A 16724-nucleotide genomic window follows, 5' to 3' on the forward strand; every position below is an offset into this window, starting at 1 on the left:
CCGAGCGTGGGGGACCAACAATGAGCGTGGTCATGATTTCAACGATGGTGCTGTGCTTTGCGCTCACCATCTCGGTGGCCGTTTCCATCGGGCTCGCGTCCATCCTGGGCATCCAGGCATCGAACGCGAACATGCTCATTTCCGTCAAGGAGATGTTCGCGTCCATCAACAAGTTTCCGCTGGCGGCCATTCCGTTCTTCATCCTGGCAGGCAATCTGATGGAAACGGGCGGCATCTCTCGCCGTCTGGTGGAGTTTGCCAAGAGCATCGTCGGCGGCGTGCAGGGTGGCCTGCCCATGACCTGCGTGCTGACCTGCATGATCTTTGCGGCCGTGTCGGGCTCGTCAGTGGCCACCACGTTTGCGATTGGCGCCATCCTGATTCCTGCGCTTATCAAACATGGCTACCCCACCAGCTACGCTGCGGCGTTGCAGGCCACCAGCGCCGAGCTGGGCGTGATCATTCCGCCTTCCATTCCGATGATCCTTTACGGTGTGAGCGCCGAAGTGTCGATTGGCGAGCTGTTCATTGCAGGTTTTGGTCCCGGCCTTCTGATCAGCGGGGCGCTGATGCTTTTTGTCTGGGCGTATTGCAAGTGGAAGGGATGGGGCAAGAACGACGGTGAAGGCCGCATGCCCTTCGGCCAAGCCACTTGGCAGGCTGGCTGGGCGCTGCTGATGCCGGTGATCATCCTGGGCGGCATCTACGGCGGTGTGTTCACCCCCACCGAGGCGTCGGCAGTGGCCGTGTTCTACGCACTCATCGTGGGCGTGGTGATCTACCGCGAGATCAAGCTCAGGGACTTGTTCGCCATCCTGCGCAAGTCGGCCATCTCCTCGGCGGTGATCATGTTCATCATCGCCAACGCGGGGCTGTTCGCGTTCCTCATCACGCGCGCTGGTGTGCCCGATGCCATCGGCCGCTGGCTGGAGGCGGTGCTGCAGTCCCCGGCCCTGTTCCTGCTGGGTGTGAACGCCGCGCTTTTCGTGATTGGCATGTTCATCGAGACCAGCGCAGCCATCATCGTTCTGGCCCCTATCCTGGCACCGGTGGCCATGCACTTCGGTATCGACCCAGTGCACTTCGGCCTGATCATGGTGGTGAACCTGGCGCTTGGCATGATCACTCCGCCTTTTGGAGTGAACCTGTTTGCAGCCTGCACGGTGGCAAAGATCTCGCTGGACCGGATCATCAAACACCTTCTGCCGTTTGTCGGCGTGATTCTGGTGTGCCTGTTGATCATCACATACATCCCCTCGATCTCGCTGGCACTTCGCGATCTGGTCTACGCGAAGTAGTTAGAATCGCCCAGTCAGGAGAGAGTGCCAAGCCCCACGGGCCAACGCACCGCCGAAGGCGCAGGCAGCAGCCGAACGCTCAGGCAAAAGGACTGACAACCGCCCGCAGTGATGCGGGCGTTCCCTTGCTGGAGAGAGATGGCCCGCCGCATCGCGTGATGAGGCCATCCACCGAAGGAGCAAACCGCATGGCCAGCCAGGGCGCTGCGGTGAATCTCTCAGGTAAAGCGGACAGCAGGGCAAATCCCGTGGCCACCTTTGTGGTCGCGGCCCCTATTTGCCCGGAGTCCGCCATGTCATCCCCTGCCACGTCCTCGCCCCTGCTCACCACGCCCCTGAACGCCCTGCACATCGAGCTGGGCGCCCGCATGGTGCCGTTTGCCGGCTATTCCATGCCCGTGCAATACCCTGCGGGCCTGATGGCTGAGCACCAGCACACGCGCAGCGCGGCAGGATTGTTCGACGTCTCGCACATGGGCCAGCTCAAGCTCGTCGGCCCCGATGCTGCTGCGGCGTTTGAAACTCTGATGCCTGTGGACGTGATCGACCTGCCCGTGGGCAAACAGCGTTACGGCCTGCTGCTCACCGACGAGGGCACCGTCATCGACGACCTGATGTTCTTCAACAAGGGCAACCACGAGCTCTTCGTCATCGTGAACGGCGCCTGCAAGGTGGGTGACATTGCCCACATTCAGGCGCGCATTGGCCAGCGCTGCAACGTGATCCCCATGCCCGACCATGCGCTGCTGGCGCTGCAGGGCCCGCAGGCCGTCACGGCCCTCGCCCGCCTGGCGCCCGGAGTGGAAAAGCTGATTTTCATGACGGGCGGCGATTTCGCCATTGCAGGTTGCGACTGTTTTGTCACCCGCAGCGGCTATACGGGCGAGGACGGCTTCGAGATCTCGGTGCCTGCCGCACAAGCCGACACCCTGGCCCGCGCCCTGCTCGCGCAGCCCGAGGTCAAACCCATCGGCCTGGGTGCACGCAACTCGCTGCGGCTCGAAGCGGGCCTGTGCCTGTACGGCAACGACATTGACACCACCACCACGCCGCCCGAAGCGGCACTGAACTGGGCCATCCAGAAGGTGCGCCGCCCGGGTGGCGCCCGCGCCGGCGGATTTCCCGGCGCCGACAAGGTGCTGGCGCAGATCGACAACCCCGCCAGCCTGCAGCGCAAACGTGTGGGCCTGGTGGCGCTGGAGCGTGTGCCTGTGCGCGAACACACCGAATTGCAAAGCACCGATGGCCAGAAGATCGGCGAAGTGACCAGCGGCCTGCTGGGCCCCACGGTGAACGAACCCGTGGCCATGGGCTACGTCGCGCCCGCCTTCGCGGCCATGGGCACGCGCGTGAACGCCATCGTGCGTGGCAAGGCTGTGCCGATGGAAGTGCGTGCCATGCCCTTCGTGCCTGCCAACTATTTCCGTGGCTGATTTCGCCGGGCGCAGCGCACAGACCGCGCCTGCGCCCGCTACATTGCAGATTCCTTTCATTTTTCTAGTTGCTTGAGGAGCCTCCCCATGACCGTCAAATTCTCCAAAGACCACGAATGGATCAACGCCGCTGACGCCAATGCAGCTGTGGTCGGCATCACCGTCCACGCGCAAGACGCGCTGGGCGATGTGGTATTTGTGGACCTGCCCGAAGTGGGCAAGACCTTTGCCCAGGGCGACGTCGCCGGCGTGGTGGAGTCCGTGAAGGCCGCCGCCGACGTGTACATGCCCGTCTCTGGCGAAATCACCGAAGTGAACGAAGCCCTGCGTGCCGACCCTTCGCTGGCCAACTCCGACCCTCTCAATGCCGGCTGGTTCTTCAAGGTCAAGCTCAGTGATGCCAGCCAGCTCGATGCGCTGCTGGATGAAGCCACCTACGCCGACTTCGCCAAGAACGCCTGACCCTGATTCCCTCTTCGAGACTGCCCCACCATGTTGATGCAATCCGCCTTGCCGCTTGGCGAGCTTGAAAACGCCACCGAATTCCTGCCCCGCCACATCGGCATCGACGCGGCCGACGAAGCACACATGCTGTCGGTGATTGGCGAGGCCTCGCGCCGCGCACTCATCGAAAGCATCGTGCCGCGCTCCATCGCACGCAGCACCGCGATGGACCTGCCCCTGCCGATCACGGAAGCGGCGGCGCTGGCCGAGCTCAAGGCGATTGCATCGAAGAACCAGGTCTTGAAGAGCTTCATCGGCCAGGGCTACTACGGCACCCACACTCCGGGCGTCATCCTGCGCAACATCCTGGAGAACCCCGCCTGGTACACGGCCTACACGCCCTACCAGGCCGAGATCTCGCAAGGCCGCATGGAGGCGCTGGTCAATTTCCAGACCATGGTGTGCGACCTGACCGGCATGCCGATTGCCAATGCATCGATGCTGGACGAGGCCACCGCCGCCGCCGAGGCCATGACACTGGCCAAGCGCTCGGTCAAGAGCAAAAGCAATGTGTTTGTGGTGGCCGGCGACGCCCACCCGCAAACCATCGAAGTGATCCAGACCCGCGCCAAGCCCCTGGGCATCGACGTGGTGCTGGCCAATTCCGCCGCCGAATGGGATGCCGCGCTGAATGGCGAGTATTTCGCCGTGCTGGCCCAGTACCCCGCCACCAGCGGCCGCATTGACGACCTGCGCGCCGATGTGGAGAAGGCCCACGCCAAACAGGCCGCCTTCATCGCAGCGGCCGACCTGCTGGCCCTCACGTTGATCACCGCACCCGGCGAGTGGGGCGCCGACATTGTGGTGGGCACCACCCAGCGATTTGGCATGCCCATGGGCGCCGGTGGTCCGCACGCAGCCTACATGGCCTGCCGCGACGAGTTCAAGCGCAGCCTGCCCGGCCGCCTGGTGGGCGTGAGCGTGGATGTGCATGGCAAGCCCGCCTACCGCCTGGCCCTGCAGACGCGCGAACAGCACATCCGCCGCGAAAAGGCCACGTCCAACATCTGCACTGCGCAGGTGCTGCCCGCCGTAATTGCCAGCATGTATGCCGTCTACCACGGACCCCAAGGCCTCAAGCGCATTGCACAGCGTGTGGCCAGCTACACCGCCATCCTGGCCAAGGGGCTCACCCAGCTGGGCGCGCCGGTGCGCCCCCAGGCTTGCTTCGACACGTTGTCGCTCAAAACCGATGTCGCTACCAAATCCATAGCTGCTCGCGCAGTACAGATGGGCGCCAACCTGCGAATTTACTTCGAAAACTACCTGTGCATCTCGTTGGACGAGACCACCACGCGCGCCGACATCGAGTTGCTGTGGAAGGTTTTCGCCAAAGATGGCCAGGCGCTGCCCACTTTTGACGCATTCGAAAAAGGCGTGGAGCCATTGATTCCCGCCGAGCTGCGCCGCACCAGCAGCTACCTTACGCACCCGGTGTTCAACACCCACCATTCCGAGACCGGCATGCTGCGCTACATCCGCCAGCTGTCCGACAAGGACCTGGCGCTGGACCGCAGCATGATTCCGCTGGGCAGCTGCACCATGAAGCTCAACGCCACGAGCGAGATGATCCCCATCACCTGGCCCGAATTTGCCAACGTGCACCCGTTTGCTCCCGCCCACCAGCTACAGGGCTACCAGGAACTGGACGAACAGCTGCGCGCCTGGCTGTGCCAGGCCACGGGCTACGCCGGCATCAGCCTGCAACCCAACGCCGGCAGCCAGGGTGAATACGCAGGCCTGCTGGCCATCAAGGCCTACCACGAGGCCCAGGGCCACGGCCACCGCAACATCTGCCTGATCCCCAGCAGCGCACACGGTACCAACCCGGCCAGCGCGCAAATGGTGGGCATGCAGGTGGTGGTGACCGCCTGCGACGCCAACGGCAATGTGGACATGGCCGACCTGCAAGCCAAATGCGAACAGCACAGCGCCAACCTGGCCGCCGTGATGATCACCTACCCCAGCACACACGGCGTGTTCGAAACCCAAGTCAAGGAGCTGTGCGCCCTGGTGCACCAGCATGGTGGCCGGGTGTACGTGGACGGTGCCAACATGAACGCCCTGGTGGGCGTGGCAGCCCCCGGGGAGTTCGGCGGCGACGTGAGCCACCTGAACCTGCACAAGACCTTCTGCATCCCCCACGGCGGTGGCGGTCCCGGCGTGGGCCCCGTGTGCGTGGTGGCCGATCTGGTGCCCTACCTGCCAGGCCATGCCACGGCCGGAGTGCCCGGCGGCGTGGGCGCCGTCTCGGCCGCGCCTCTGGGCAATGCCGCCGTGCTGCCCATCAGCTGGATGTACTGCCGCATGATGGGTGCCGAGGGCCTGCAGGCCGCGACCGAGACGGCCATCCTCTCGGCCAACTACATCAGCGCGCGCCTCAAGGACCACTACCCCACGCTGTACGCGAGCGCCAATGGCCATGTGGCGCACGAATGCATCCTGGATCTGCGCCAGTTGAAGGACACCAGCGGCGTGATGGCCGAGGACGTGGCCAAGCGCCTGATCGACTATGGCTTCCACGCGCCCACGCTGAGCTTCCCCGTGCCCAACACGCTGATGGTGGAACCCACCGAAAGCGAGACGCTGTTCGAGATCGACCGCTTCATCGACGCGATGATCGCCATCCGCGAAGAGATCCGTCAGATCGAGGCGGGCGCCTGGCCGCAGGACAACAACCCGCTCAAGAATGCGCCGCATACAGCCGAGAGCCTGCTGGGCAACGAATGGGCCCGCCCCTACGCCCGCGAAGCCGCTGCCTACCCCGTGGCCGCCTTGCGCAGCAACAAGTACTGGTCGCCCGTGGGCCGCGTGGACAACGTGTGGGGTGACCGCAATTTGAGCTGCAGCTGCATCCCGGTGAGCGACTACGCCTGACCCGCATCGGCTCGGCCTGCAAAGCCTGCATGGAGCCCCGGCTGCGTGCAGGCTTTTTCACGGCAAGCCTGTTACCGGCGTGGCCTGGAACCGGACTAAGATCGCGCCTGTTTGAAATCCCATCCTCCAAGGAGAACCCTTTGCGCAACATCCTGTGCGTGCTGCTTGCCAGCCTTGTGATCGCCCCCGTCGCCATGGCACAACAAGCCAAGCCCGTGACCACGGCCAGCGGCCTGGTCTATGAATCGATCAAGGAAGGCACGGGCGATTCGCCCAAGGCCACCGACACCGTCAAGGTGCACTACAAAGGCATGTTTCTGGACGGCAAGGAATTCGACAGTTCCTACAAGCGCGGTGAACCCACCGCGTTCCCGCTCAACGGCGTGATCCCCTGCTGGACCGAAGGCGTGCAGCGCATGAAGCCGGGCGGTAAGGCCAAGCTGACCTGCCCCCCCTCCATCGCTTACGGCGCCCGGGGTGCGGGCGGCGTGATTCCACCCAATGCCACGCTGAACTTCGAGATCGAGCTGATTTCAGTCGGTCGCTGAAATGAAATCTCCCCCTGAGTCGCCTGCGGCGCCTTCCCCCCAGGGGGGACGCAGCCCTCACTGCGGGGCAGCCCTTGCCCGGCTGCCCTGGCCTGAGGAGCGCCAGTTGCATCGTTCAGTGGGAGCGCAAGATGCGTCGTGGAGTCGCTCGTGCTGCTGAAGGTCGGTGATCTTGCGCGGCGTACCGGCCTCACGGTGCGCACGCTGCACCACTATGACGAGATCGGTCTGCTCAAGCCTTCGGGCCGGTCCGAGGCGGGCTATCGCCTGTACAGCCAAGCCGACGTGCAGCGGCTGCACGGCATCCAGACCATGCGCCAGATGGGCCTTGCGCTCAGCGATATCGGCGCACTGCTGGCGGGCGAAGGCATGGCCCCCGAGCGCATCATCGGGCAACAAATCCGCTCGCTGGACCAGCAGATCACGCAGGCCACGGAACTGCGCGGGCGCCTGACCATGCTGCGCGACGGCCTGATGGCCGGTGCCGATCCCGACATGGGCAACTGGCTGGAGGCTCTGGCGCTGATGACGACCTACGGCAAGTACTTCAGCTCGGCCGAACTCAAGCACATCTTTCAGAACTGGAACCTCATCGAGGCCGACTGGCTGGTCGTCAAGGACCTGGTGCGCAGCGCCATGGACCGCCAATTGGCACCCGACACGCCCGAGGTGCAGGCGCTGGCCTACCGCTGGATGGCGCTCATGCTGCACTGGATGAATGGCGACCTCGATCTGCTGGAGCGCTGGGGCCACATGTTCCGCACCGAGCCCACGACCCAAGGGCGCAACCACGCCCCGCCGGGCGACATGATCGAGTTCATTGAAACGGCCATCAAGCTGCGCATGGCACTGCTCGAAAAGTACCTGACCCGCGACGACCTGCGGGCGCTGGGCCATGTGCCCTACACCCAATGGGCGGCGCTGGAAGAGGACGTCCAGCAGCTTCTGGGCCGCGCCGTGCCACCCCACCACCCCAACGCGCGGGCCGCTGCACTGCGTTGGAACGCGCTGTTCGACCAGTTGACCCGCGGCAACCCCCCTCTGCGCCAAAAACTGGTCGTGGCCTCTGCCAACGAACCTCTGCTGCAGGCAGGGTCCCCCCTGAGCGCGCCCGTGCGCGCCTATCTGCACGCGGCGCTCGCCCATGCTGCGCCAGTGACAAAACCGACATCCGCCAAAACAACGTTGTCGCCCACACATTGACGAAAAAGTGCTGAAAAGCGCTTGACCCTCACGCAACGTGAGGGCTCACAGTCGGTCCCTATGAATGGATCGACCCGCCCCCCAGAACCCGCAGCCCCGGGCCGACGGCTGCATGCCCTGGACAATTTGCGCGCCACCATGATGTGGCTGGGCATCGTGCTGCACGTCTCGGTCATCTACATGAGCCGGCCGTCCCCCCTGCCCTGGCACGACGAGCAGTCCACGTCGGTGGCCGACTTGCTGGTCGCCGTGATCCACGCGTTCCGCATGCCCCTGTTTTTTATCCTGGCCGGATTTTTTGTGTCGGCGCTGGTGCAGCGCCGCGGACTGGCGGGCATGGTCCACAACCGGCTGCGCCGCCTGGGCCTGCCCTTCGTGGTGTTCTGGCCGCCTCTGTTTGTGGTCAGCGCCCTGCTGGGCCTGATGTTCCTGCACCGCATGGCCTATGGCACCTGGGGCGTGGACCGCAGCCTGCTGCCTCAGGGCCCTAACGTGCCCCAAGGCCCCGCCACCATGCACCTGTGGTTCCTGTGGATGCTGCTGTGGTTGGCTGTGTTCACGCCCGTGGTGTGGGCGGCGGCAAATGCGCTGCCCAGCGGCGTGCAGAAAGCCCTGGGGCGCACCACGGCCTGGCTGGGCGGTTCGTCGCTTGGCGTGGTGGCGCTGACATTGCCGCTGGCCTGGATCGGCGCCCACTATGACCACGGCATCGTCACGCCCAGCGGGTCCTTTTTGCCGCCGCTGGCGGAATGGCTCCACAACGGGCTGTTCTACGGATTCGGGCTGTGCCTGCATGCACAGCGCAAGGACCTGATGGCGCGCTACGAAAGGCACTGGCCGGTACTGGCGGGCCTGGGGCTCGCGTGTTTCCTGATCACTGCATTCTTGTCGGAAGTGCTGGCCCAGCCTGAGGCTTCGGCCTTCGCGCTGGTACTGCTCACCGGTGCCTTCACCGAGATCCTCGCCGAACCCGTTTCTGCCACCCGGCATCTGCAGTTCTGGATGGCACTGGCTTACAACGCCGCGTCCTGGTTGTGGAGCTTTGCGCTGATGGGACTCTTTCTGCGCCACGTCGGCCAGCCTCGCGCCTGGTTGGCCTACCTGGCCGACAGCTCGTACTGGGTGTACCTCGTGCACCTGCCGCTGACGATTGGTTTTGGCGCTCTGCTGTACGGCGTGCCGATCCCCGTCCTGACCAAGATGGCCCTCAACGTGCTGGCCACCACGGCCCTGTGCCTGGCCAGCTACCACCTGTGCGTGCGATTCACCGCCGTGAGCCAGTGGCTCAACGGGCGTCGGCACACCCGCAAATCTTTTGGAGACCCTGTTCATGCGACCTGAAACGCCCCCTCACCCTTCGCCCCGCCCCCCAACGAGCCCTCCCCAGGACCCGCGCGCCGCGCTGTTCAAGGACCCCAACTTTCGCTGGATGACGGTCGGCGCCTTCCTGTCCATGCTGGGGGACCAGTTCACGCTGATTGCACTGCCCTGGCTGGTGCTGCAGATGACAGGCGACACCCTGGTGCTGGGCACCGTGCTGGCCCTCATCAGCATTCCCCGTGCGCTGTTCATCCTGGTGGGGGGAGCGCTGGTGGACCGCCACTCGCCGAAACAGGTACTGATGGTCACCAAATACATCAACCTGGTGCTGCTGGCCGTGCTGGCTGGGCTGGTGCTTGCAGGCACCCTGACACTGTGGATGGTGTACGCGCTGTCGCTGGGTATTGGCCTGGCCACGGCCTTCAGCATCCCCGCAGGCACGGCCATGATGCCCCACGTGGTGGCACGCTCGCAATTGCAGGCCGCCAACGGCATCAGCCTGGGCCTGCGGCAGCTGACCATGTTCCTCGGGCCCCTGCTGGCGGGGTTGCTCATTGCACTGTTTGGTGCGGGCGACGCGGCCACAGGAGCCGCCGATGCACCGGCCCACGCCAATGCCACCGGCATCGGCATCGCTTTTGCGCTCGATGCCCTGAGCTTCGCCGTGTCGGCCTGGACGCTGTCGAAGGTGCAGACCCACGCAGCCAACCCAGCCCCTGCAGCAGCACCCCAGGCGGTGCTGGCATCGGTGGCGCAGGGCCTGGTTCACTTCTGGCGCGATGGCGAACTGCGCACCTGCTTTCTCTACTGGAGTGCCATTGCCCTGTTCATCATGGGCCCCATCCACATCGCCATCCCGGTGCTGGCCAGCAGCACGCCCCAGCTGGGCGCGGCCGCTTTCGGCATCATGGTGGGCGCCCATGGCGCGGGCACGCTGCTGGGCATGGTGGTGTCGGGCATGGTGCCGCGGCTGCGCATTGGCAGCCTGGGCATGACCATCCTGGCGTTCGACGCCATCATCGGCGCGCTGTTCATGCCCCTGGGGCTGATCACGGCAGTGTGGCAGGGCGCAGCACTGATGCTGGTCATCGGCCTGCTCGGCGGCTTCATGCAGGTAAGCGTGTTCACCTGGATCCAGCAACGTGTGCCGCCGGCCCTGATTGGCCGGGCAATGAGCCTGTTCATGTTCATCTTCATGGGCCTGGCTCCCATCTCTGCAGCGGTGACGGGCTGGGTGATGAAGAGCGTCACACTCCCTCAGTTGTTTGCAGCCAGTGGCGGCACGCTGGTGGTGCTGGCAGCGCTGGCCTTTGTGCTGACACCCATGCGCCGTGTGAACGACGCACCGAAAGCCGTGCGCTGAAACGCCAAAGCCCGGCCGCACGTTGAACGCGCGGCCGGGCTTCAGATACCGGCAAGACCCGCCGTAGTGCCTGCTATCAGGCACTACGGCGGCAGGCAGGCAAAGAAAGGTCTCAGACCTCGGTGATGAACTGCTCGCGAGGGCGGCGCACCTTCTTCAGATTGACCAGCCAGTCGCCTTCATCGGCACGGTAGCCCAGCGGCAGGATCGACACGCTGCGCAGGCCACGGGAGCGCAGGTCCAGGATTTCGTCCAGTGCGTTGGGGTCAAAACCTTCCATGGGGGTGGAGTCCACCTCTTCAAACGCAGCGGCGATCAGTGCGGCGCTCATGCCAATGTAGGCTTGGCGGGCGGCATGCTGGAAATTCACCTCGGCATCGCGCTGGGGGTAGCTCCCGAGCAGCATCTGGCGATAGTTTTCCCAGCCTTCGTTCTTGAAACCGCGTTGGTCATTGGTCAGGTCGAACATCATGTTGATGCGGTCGGCCGTGTAGTTGTCCCATGCGGCGAACACCAGCAGGTGCGAGCCGTCGGTGATCTGCGCCTGGTTCCAGGCGATGGGCTGGATCTTGGCGCGCACAGCGGGGTCCGTCACCACGATGATCTCGAACGGCTGCAGGCCGCTGGAGGTGGGGGCCAGGCGTGCGGCTTCGAGAATACGCTCTACCTTGTCCTGTGGAACCACCTTGGCGGGGTTCATCTTCTTGGCGGCGTACCGCCATTGCAGCTTGTTCAGCAGCGGTTGGGCAAGGGGGGTGTCGATGGGGTTCATGGCAAGAATTCCTGAAGATGGCTAAAAGGTTGATCGGCAAATGGGCGATGGTGGAACTGTAGAGAACCGTTTCCCCATCGATAAGCCCCGCCACAGAAAAGGATTGTTCGCAATCGATCAACAATCGCGCCTTGAATGGGGGCCGGGAGCCACCAGCACGCGGCACCACGCGGGTTCTGCTCCGTTGCCTTGCACAGGCAGGCACCCGCCAGACCGCATAGGCAAAGACTGCAGGCGTACACTCGTGGCCATGCTTTCTGGCCCACAGCATTGCGCGGCGCGCGCACTTTCCCCGCGCCAAAACCCCTGGCCGCGCCTTTCCCATGAGTGAACCCGACCTGTCGTTTCTGGACCCTGAGGGGCGGCGGCCCGCCCCCGCAGAGCACCCACCCGGTAGTGCCACCCCGCATGCCCGTGCCCCTGGCACCCCGGCCGAAGGCCTCGTGGCCGAGTTGCGCGCCTACCAGGCAGAGCTGGAGAGCCAGAACAAGGTCCTGCGCTACAGCCAGACCGTGGCCGAAAGCGCCTACGAGCGCTTCGAAACCCTGTTTGCCAGCGTCCCGCTGGCCCTCATGGTGGTGGACGAGCACGACATGGTGGTGCAGGCCAATTCGATGGCCCACCGATCTTTCCAGCCCACCGAACGCGACCGCCCGCTCACGGCACTGATGCCCTTTGTGCGCCCGCAGGACGCCCGGCGCGTGCGCGAGGCCTTCGCACTGGCGCAGGATCTGGGCCGCAGCGAGGTCAAGGAGGTCGTTTTTTCCATCAATGCAGACACACCCATCACGGGCGACCTGCACATTGCGCACATCGAGGCCCCGCAAAGCAATGGCCCCCCGCTGCCGCAGTTTCTGTGTGCAGTGATCGACCAGGGCCCGCTGCTGGCCGAGCGCCAGGCGTTGCAGCACAGTGCCATTACCCTGCAGCAGCGCAACGAGCAGATCCGCGCCAGCGAGAAGCGGCTGGAAGCCATCATCAACTCCGCGCTGGACGCCATCATTTGCGTGGACCAGCACCAGCGCATCACCGTGTTCAACCCCACAGCGGCAGCGCTGTTCCAGTGCAGCGCCAGCGACGCGCTGGGCAGCACGCTCGACCGTTTTTTGCCCGACGCGGCGCAGGGGCTGGCGTTTGCGCAGCTCACCACCCAGGCCCTGCTGGGCGAGATGACGGCGCTGACCGCCAGCGGCAAGGAACTGGCCGTGGAGGTGAGCGTGTCGTTCGAGCGCCATTCCGAGGGTGAAACCACCACCGTGTTCGCTCGGGACCTGACCGGCCGCAAGAAGGCCGAGGCGCACCGAAGCGAGCTGGAAGCCCAGCTGCGCGAGTCGCACAAGATGCAGGCTGTGGGCACCATGGCGGGCGGCATTGCGCACGACTTCAACAACATCCTGGGCGCCATCCTGGGCAACGTCGAGCTGGCCAAGGCCGACTGTGCATCGGGCTCACCTGTGCTGGAAAGCCTGATGGAGATCGACAAGGCTGGGCGGCGCGCGCGCGACCTGGTGCGCCAGATCCTCACCTTCAGCCGCAACGAGCCACCGCAGCGCTCGGCCGTATCGCTGGCCGAGGTAGTGCACGACACCGAACGCCTGCTGCGCGTCACCCTGCCCCCGGCCATCGAACTGCACATGCAGCTGCAGGCCGGCCTGCCTCCCGTGCTGGCCGACGCCACGCAGGTCGAGCAGGCCCTGCTCAACCTGTGCACCAATGCTGTCCATGCCATTGGCTCCGAGCGCGGCAGCATCCATGTGGAAGCCACCGCCGTGCAGCCCGACCAGCGCCTGAGCGAACGGCTGGGCCTCGCACCCGTGGACTACGTCGCCCTGACGGTGCGCGACAGTGGTCCGGGCATGGACGCTGCCACGCTGGAACGCATCTTCGAGCCCTTCTTCACCACCAAGCCCGTGGGCCAAGGCACGGGCCTCGGCCTCGCGGTCGTGCACGGCGTGATGCGCACGCACGAAGGCGGCGTTGACGTGCAAAGTGCACCCGGCCAGGGCAGCCGGTTCACGTTGTACTTTCCGGTCGCCCACATCGCCACGCAGAGCATCCTGGATGCGCAGCCCCCCCAAGCCTTGCAGGCCGCACCGGCATCCGCCGCACCCTCGACGCCTGCCGCCGCCGATGCCCCCGGCAGCGCGCCGCGCAAGAAGCACCATGTGATGTACGTGGACGATGACCAGGCCCTGGTGTTTCTGGTGCAGCGCCTCCTGCGCCGCCGGGGCTATGAGGTCAGCGGCTACACCGATCCGCACGAGGCCACGGCCGCGCTGCGTGCTGCCCCACAGGCCTTTGACCTGCTGGTGACCGACTACAACATGCCCGGCTTCTGTGGAGTGGACCTGGTGCGCGAGGCCCGCCTGATCCGCCCCGATCTGCCCGTGGCCCTGGCCTCGGGCTATGTCACGGCCGAAATCGAGCAAGCCGCGCTGGCTGAAGGCGCACAGGCACTGATCCACAAACCCAACGACGTGGAAGAGCTTTGCGCCACCGTGCAACGCCTGGTGGGTGGCGACAACCATGCCCCGGGCTGAAGCCGATACGGTGGCGGCCCCAAGGGCGTCCGTGGATTCGAGGGTGCCCATGACCCCCACAGTGGCCGAAGGCACGGCAGGCACTGCAAGACACCCGGCCCCAATGGCACTGTATGAGGACGCTGACCTGCTGGTGCTCAACAAACCTTCGGGCCTGCTGTGCGTGCCGGGGCGCGGCCCCGACAAGCAGGACTGCCTGAGTGCCCGCGCCCAGTTGCACTGGCCAGGCGCACTCATCGTTCACCGGCTGGATCAGGCCACTTCGGGTCTTGTGCTGATGGCCCGGCATGCCGACGCACAACGTCGCCTGAGCCTGGCGTTCGAGCAGCGGCAGGTCCACAAGCGTTACCTCGCCGTCGTGCAAGGCCTGGTGGCCGAACCACCCGGCACCTGGGCTGACATCCACCTGCCCATCGCCGCCGATTGGGAGCGACGCCCCCTGCGGATCATCGATGCGCTGCAAGGCAAGCCCAGCCATACCCGCTGGCGCGCCCTGGCGCACAACACTGCGGCCGGAACCACCCGTGTCGAGCTGGAACCCGTCACCGGCCGCACGCACCAACTTCGCGTGCACCTGGCCGCCCTGGGCCACCCGATCCTGGGAGACGCGCTGTATGCCGATGCAGCCACCCAGGCACAGGCCCCGCGCCTGCTGCTGCATGCCGGAGAACTGGCCCTGACCCACACAGCTACCGGCCAGGCCATGCGGTGGGAGCTGGCAGCTGATTTTTGAAGTGCTTTCTGCGGCCTAGCGCTAGATAGAAGCCATCTATTGCTATACATTCAATAGCAAACTCGCACTCCGTGTGTTCACGCTTCCATTCCGCAAAGCGCCAAGGCCTTGTTCAGTGGCTTGGCAGCAGGGCCGTTACCGATTGGCTCAACTGCTCCTGCCAGGGCAAGGCGTCCACCACCGTGGACAGCAGCTCGAGGTTCTTCTGCCACCCCGTGTCGTTGCCTGTGGAGTACACCAGCATGACGTTGCTGCGAGGCTGGCCCAGCCGCGCCCAGGCGAAGGGCCGCTGCGCGGTCCAGAGGCGGATATGCCAGTCCCAGCCGATGGACACCGCCGGGCGGGAAGCACTCACCCACTCGGTGTAGCCGCTGATGGTGGTTTCGCACCCGCACACTGCCCTTCGGGGCACCACCAGGTCCACATCCACCGCCGACATCAGGTGATGGATGGGCAGGGACAGCAATTCGTCAATCGACAGGCGCAGCAGGCCATCCGGCGAAACCCGCATGGTGTTCACACCCGCCCCCCACGGGTCGCCCCTGTTGCTTCCATCCCTGCACCGACGCAACCCGGCTTGGCGCAAGGGGTTGCAGCGCCAGCAGGCCGCGACATCAGCCCAGCAACCCCAGCATGGCGGCACGCACGGTGGCGGCCGTCTTGTTGGTGGTTTGCAGCTTGGTCACGGCATTCTTGACATGGAAGTTCACGGTGTTTTCCGACACATCCAGCAGCGAGGAGATGTCGGCAGAGGTCTTGCCGTCGGCGGTCCATTTGAGCACCTCGATTTCTCTGGCCGTCAGATGCGGCTGCATCAGTTCGGCCTGGCGGGTCGTAAAGATGCGCGAAAGGATCAGGTGCGCAATGTGCGCCAGCCAGCGCATCTTCATCTCACTGTGGGCGATCTCTTCGGGTGTCAGGGCCTCGGACGGACGCGCCAGCGTCAGCATGCCGCGCACCCCGCCGCCGTCAATGCACGATTGCGCCCAACCAAAACGCAATCCGAACGATCGTGCGTCTTCCCAGAAATTCTGGGCCGATGCAAACACATCGTCCGACCAGACCAGCGGGGTCTGCTTGCGGCATCCGTGGAGCACCGTCGGATCGATCTGCACATAGCCCTGTTGCGCATACCGTTCCTGCCAGGCCAAGGGGTAGTTGTTCAACAAAATGGTCTTTGGGTTGGACAAGGGCATGGGTACCCGCAGGCCATAGGCGCAGTACTCAAACCCCAGAGCGTGCGCAGCGAGCTCGATTTTGCAAAAAACCTCTTGCTCTGACTGCGCGCGGTCCATCACCCCCAAAAGATCTTCTTGCCAGCTTGTCATAGGACTCCAACACCGAGCACCACCCCACAGAGACTGACCATCCGCACGCGAATTACGCGCCATCAACCGCCGTTACGTTTTTTTCACATTCTGGCGGCATTGAAGCCCTTTGGCGAGTTGATTTTGACCAGAAAGGCCGACGGAAACACCTACCAGAGTTGGTAGTTACAAATATCTTTCCGTGATTTTCTAATCGACGAAACTCACGAGGGCACCTCCAATGCGCATCACCTCCGGCTGCTCTGCTGAACTGCACCCACCATTGATGACCCGCATGGCCCGGTACCGGCACCGTGTTTTTGTGGAAAAACTGGGCTGGCAACTTCACTGCCGCGATGCCCTGGAGCTGGACCAGTTTGACCGGGACGACACCGTCTACGTCATCGCACAAAACGAAGACGGCGAGGTCATCGGCACCGCCCGGCTGCTGCCCACCACCCGCCCCTACCTGCTGGCCGAGGTGTTCCCGCAACTGCTCAACGGCGCCCCGGCACCGAACGCACCCGAGGTGTGGGAACTGTCCCGCTTTGCCTCGATGGACCTTTCGGGGCCTACGGGCTCCGCGCTTGACCAGTTCTCCTCGCCCCTTACCACCGGCCTGCTGCAGGCGGCCAGCCGCTGCGCCATGGCGCGCGGTGCCCAGCGCATGGTCACCGTCTCACCGCTGGGGGTGGAACGCCTGCTGCGCCGCACGGGTTTTGAATCCTACCGCTTGGGGCCACCGACCGTGGTCCAGGGCCATCCGCTTTTTGCGTGCGCCATCCGGTGCCAGTGAACGCGCTTGCCGCACGCCCCAACCGCCCCC

The 16724-nt window shown here is 64.8% G+C and carries 14 protein-coding genes and 2 riboswitches; of the genes, 11 read left to right on the forward strand and 3 right to left on the reverse strand.

The window, feature by feature from the left end:
- The first annotated feature begins 20 nt into the window (after positions 1-20).
- From ASE39_RS15970 to ASE39_RS16005, 8 genes are all read left to right on the forward strand, one after another.
- Complete coding sequence (locus tag ASE39_RS15970) at positions 21-1298, forward strand: TRAP transporter large permease (protein WP_057224065.1); 1278 nt, start codon at positions 21-23, stop codon at positions 1296-1298.
- Positions 1299-1311: 13 nt separating this feature from the next.
- Positions 1312-1395: riboswitch (glycine riboswitch) on the forward strand.
- A gap of 21 nt (positions 1396-1416) precedes the next feature.
- A riboswitch (glycine riboswitch) is annotated at positions 1417-1543 on the forward strand.
- 48 nt (positions 1544-1591) lie between these two features.
- The gene (gene gcvT / locus ASE39_RS15975) at positions 1592-2731 is read left to right on the forward strand and encodes a glycine cleavage system aminomethyltransferase GcvT (protein ID WP_057271780.1); all 1140 of its coding nucleotides are present in this window, start codon (positions 1592-1594) and stop codon (positions 2729-2731) included.
- A gap of 87 nt (positions 2732-2818) precedes the next feature.
- Positions 2819-3193: a glycine cleavage system protein GcvH gene (gene gcvH / locus ASE39_RS15980; protein ID WP_010458679.1), complete on the forward strand. Its 375-nt coding sequence runs from the start codon at positions 2819-2821 to the stop codon at positions 3191-3193.
- 30 nt (positions 3194-3223) lie between these two features.
- Positions 3224-6112: an aminomethyl-transferring glycine dehydrogenase gene (gene gcvP, locus ASE39_RS15985; protein WP_057271781.1), complete on the forward strand. Its 2889-nt coding sequence runs from the start codon at positions 3224-3226 to the stop codon at positions 6110-6112.
- 194 nt (positions 6113-6306) lie between these two features.
- Positions 6307-6660, forward strand: coding sequence for an FKBP-type peptidyl-prolyl cis-trans isomerase (locus ASE39_RS15990; protein ID WP_085940313.1), 354 nt, complete (start codon positions 6307-6309; stop codon positions 6658-6660).
- Positions 6661-6810: 150 nt separating this feature from the next.
- A complete protein-coding gene (locus ASE39_RS15995; RefSeq protein WP_057271862.1) occupies positions 6811-7863 on the forward strand; it encodes a MerR family transcriptional regulator in 1053 nt (350 codons plus the stop codon).
- Positions 7864-7923: 60 nt separating this feature from the next.
- A complete protein-coding gene (locus tag ASE39_RS16000; protein ID WP_057271782.1) occupies positions 7924-9204 on the forward strand; it encodes an acyltransferase family protein in 1281 nt (426 codons plus the stop codon).
- A complete protein-coding gene (locus tag ASE39_RS16005) occupies positions 9194-10546 on the forward strand; it encodes an MFS transporter (RefSeq protein ID WP_057224057.1) in 1353 nt (450 codons plus the stop codon). The genes ASE39_RS16000 and ASE39_RS16005 overlap by 11 nt, the downstream gene beginning before the upstream one ends.
- 112 nt (positions 10547-10658) lie before the next feature.
- Here ASE39_RS16005 and ASE39_RS16010 read toward each other — a convergent pair whose 3' ends face one another.
- Positions 10659-11318, reverse strand: coding sequence for an NAD(P)H-dependent oxidoreductase (locus ASE39_RS16010; RefSeq protein WP_010458668.1), 660 nt, complete (start codon positions 11316-11318; stop codon positions 10659-10661).
- A gap of 323 nt (positions 11319-11641) precedes the next feature.
- Here ASE39_RS16010 and ASE39_RS16015 point away from each other — a divergent pair, with 323 nt between their 5' ends.
- Positions 11642-13858, forward strand: coding sequence for an ATP-binding protein (locus ASE39_RS16015; RefSeq protein WP_057271783.1), 2217 nt, complete (start codon positions 11642-11644; stop codon positions 13856-13858).
- Positions 13859-13907: 49 nt separating this feature from the next.
- Complete coding sequence (locus ASE39_RS16020; RefSeq protein WP_057271784.1) at positions 13908-14591, forward strand: RluA family pseudouridine synthase; 684 nt, start codon at positions 13908-13910, stop codon at positions 14589-14591.
- Between the two features lie 112 nt (positions 14592-14703).
- On the opposite strand, the gene ASE39_RS16025 is transcribed toward ASE39_RS16020, so the two are convergent.
- Positions 14704-15102, reverse strand: a complete 399-nt coding sequence (locus tag ASE39_RS16025; protein ID WP_139019156.1) for a DUF4902 domain-containing protein — start codon at positions 15100-15102, stop codon at positions 14704-14706.
- Positions 15103-15205: 103 nt separating this feature from the next.
- Positions 15206-15919 carry an autoinducer binding domain-containing protein gene (locus ASE39_RS16030; protein ID WP_057224049.1) on the reverse strand — a complete coding sequence of 238 codons (714 nt, stop codon included), beginning with the start codon at positions 15917-15919 and terminating at the stop codon, positions 15206-15208.
- 220 nt (positions 15920-16139) lie between these two features.
- Between ASE39_RS16030 and ASE39_RS16035 the strand changes: the two genes are divergently transcribed.
- Entirely contained in the window at positions 16140-16694 is a 555-nt protein-coding gene (locus tag ASE39_RS16035) for an acyl-homoserine-lactone synthase (protein WP_010458661.1), read from the forward strand.
- Positions 16695-16724 lie beyond the last annotated feature (30 nt).

The sequence above is a fragment of the Acidovorax sp. Root267 genome (assembly GCF_001429215.1).
In the GTDB taxonomy this organism is placed as follows: Bacteria; Pseudomonadota; Gammaproteobacteria; order Burkholderiales; family Burkholderiaceae_C; genus Acidovorax; species Acidovorax radicis.

What these genes read in the sequence shown, in the direction of transcription:
- ASE39_RS15970 (WP_057224065.1), top strand. Translation starts at nt 21, where the DNA reads ATGAGCGTGGTCATGATTTCAACGATGGTGCTGTGCTTTGCGCTCACC.
- gcvT (WP_057271780.1), top strand. Translation starts at nt 1,592, where the DNA reads ATGTCATCCCCTGCCACGTCCTCGCCCCTGCTCACCACGCCCCTGAAC.
- gcvH (WP_010458679.1), top strand. Translation starts at nt 2,819, where the DNA reads ATGACCGTCAAATTCTCCAAAGACCACGAATGGATCAACGCCGCTGAC.
- gcvP (WP_057271781.1), top strand. Translation starts at nt 3,224, where the DNA reads ATGTTGATGCAATCCGCCTTGCCGCTTGGCGAGCTTGAAAACGCCACC.
- ASE39_RS15990 (WP_085940313.1), top strand. Translation starts at nt 6,307, where the DNA reads ATGGCACAACAAGCCAAGCCCGTGACCACGGCCAGCGGCCTGGTCTAT.
- ASE39_RS16000 (WP_057271782.1), top strand. Translation starts at nt 7,924, where the DNA reads ATGAATGGATCGACCCGCCCCCCAGAACCCGCAGCCCCGGGCCGACGG.
- ASE39_RS16005 (WP_057224057.1), top strand. Translation starts at nt 9,194, where the DNA reads ATGCGACCTGAAACGCCCCCTCACCCTTCGCCCCGCCCCCCAACGAGC.
- ASE39_RS16010 (WP_010458668.1), bottom strand. Translation starts at nt 11,318, where the DNA reads ATGAACCCCATCGACACCCCCCTTGCCCAACCGCTGCTGAACAAGCTG.
- ASE39_RS16015 (WP_057271783.1), top strand. Translation starts at nt 11,642, where the DNA reads ATGAGTGAACCCGACCTGTCGTTTCTGGACCCTGAGGGGCGGCGGCCC.
- ASE39_RS16020 (WP_057271784.1), top strand. Translation starts at nt 13,908, where the DNA reads ATGACCCCCACAGTGGCCGAAGGCACGGCAGGCACTGCAAGACACCCG.
- ASE39_RS16025 (WP_139019156.1), bottom strand. Translation starts at nt 15,102, where the DNA reads ATGCGGGTTTCGCCGGATGGCCTGCTGCGCCTGTCGATTGACGAATTG.
- ASE39_RS16030 (WP_057224049.1), bottom strand. Translation starts at nt 15,919, where the DNA reads ATGACAAGCTGGCAAGAAGATCTTTTGGGGGTGATGGACCGCGCGCAG.
- ASE39_RS16035 (WP_010458661.1), top strand. Translation starts at nt 16,140, where the DNA reads ATGCGCATCACCTCCGGCTGCTCTGCTGAACTGCACCCACCATTGATG.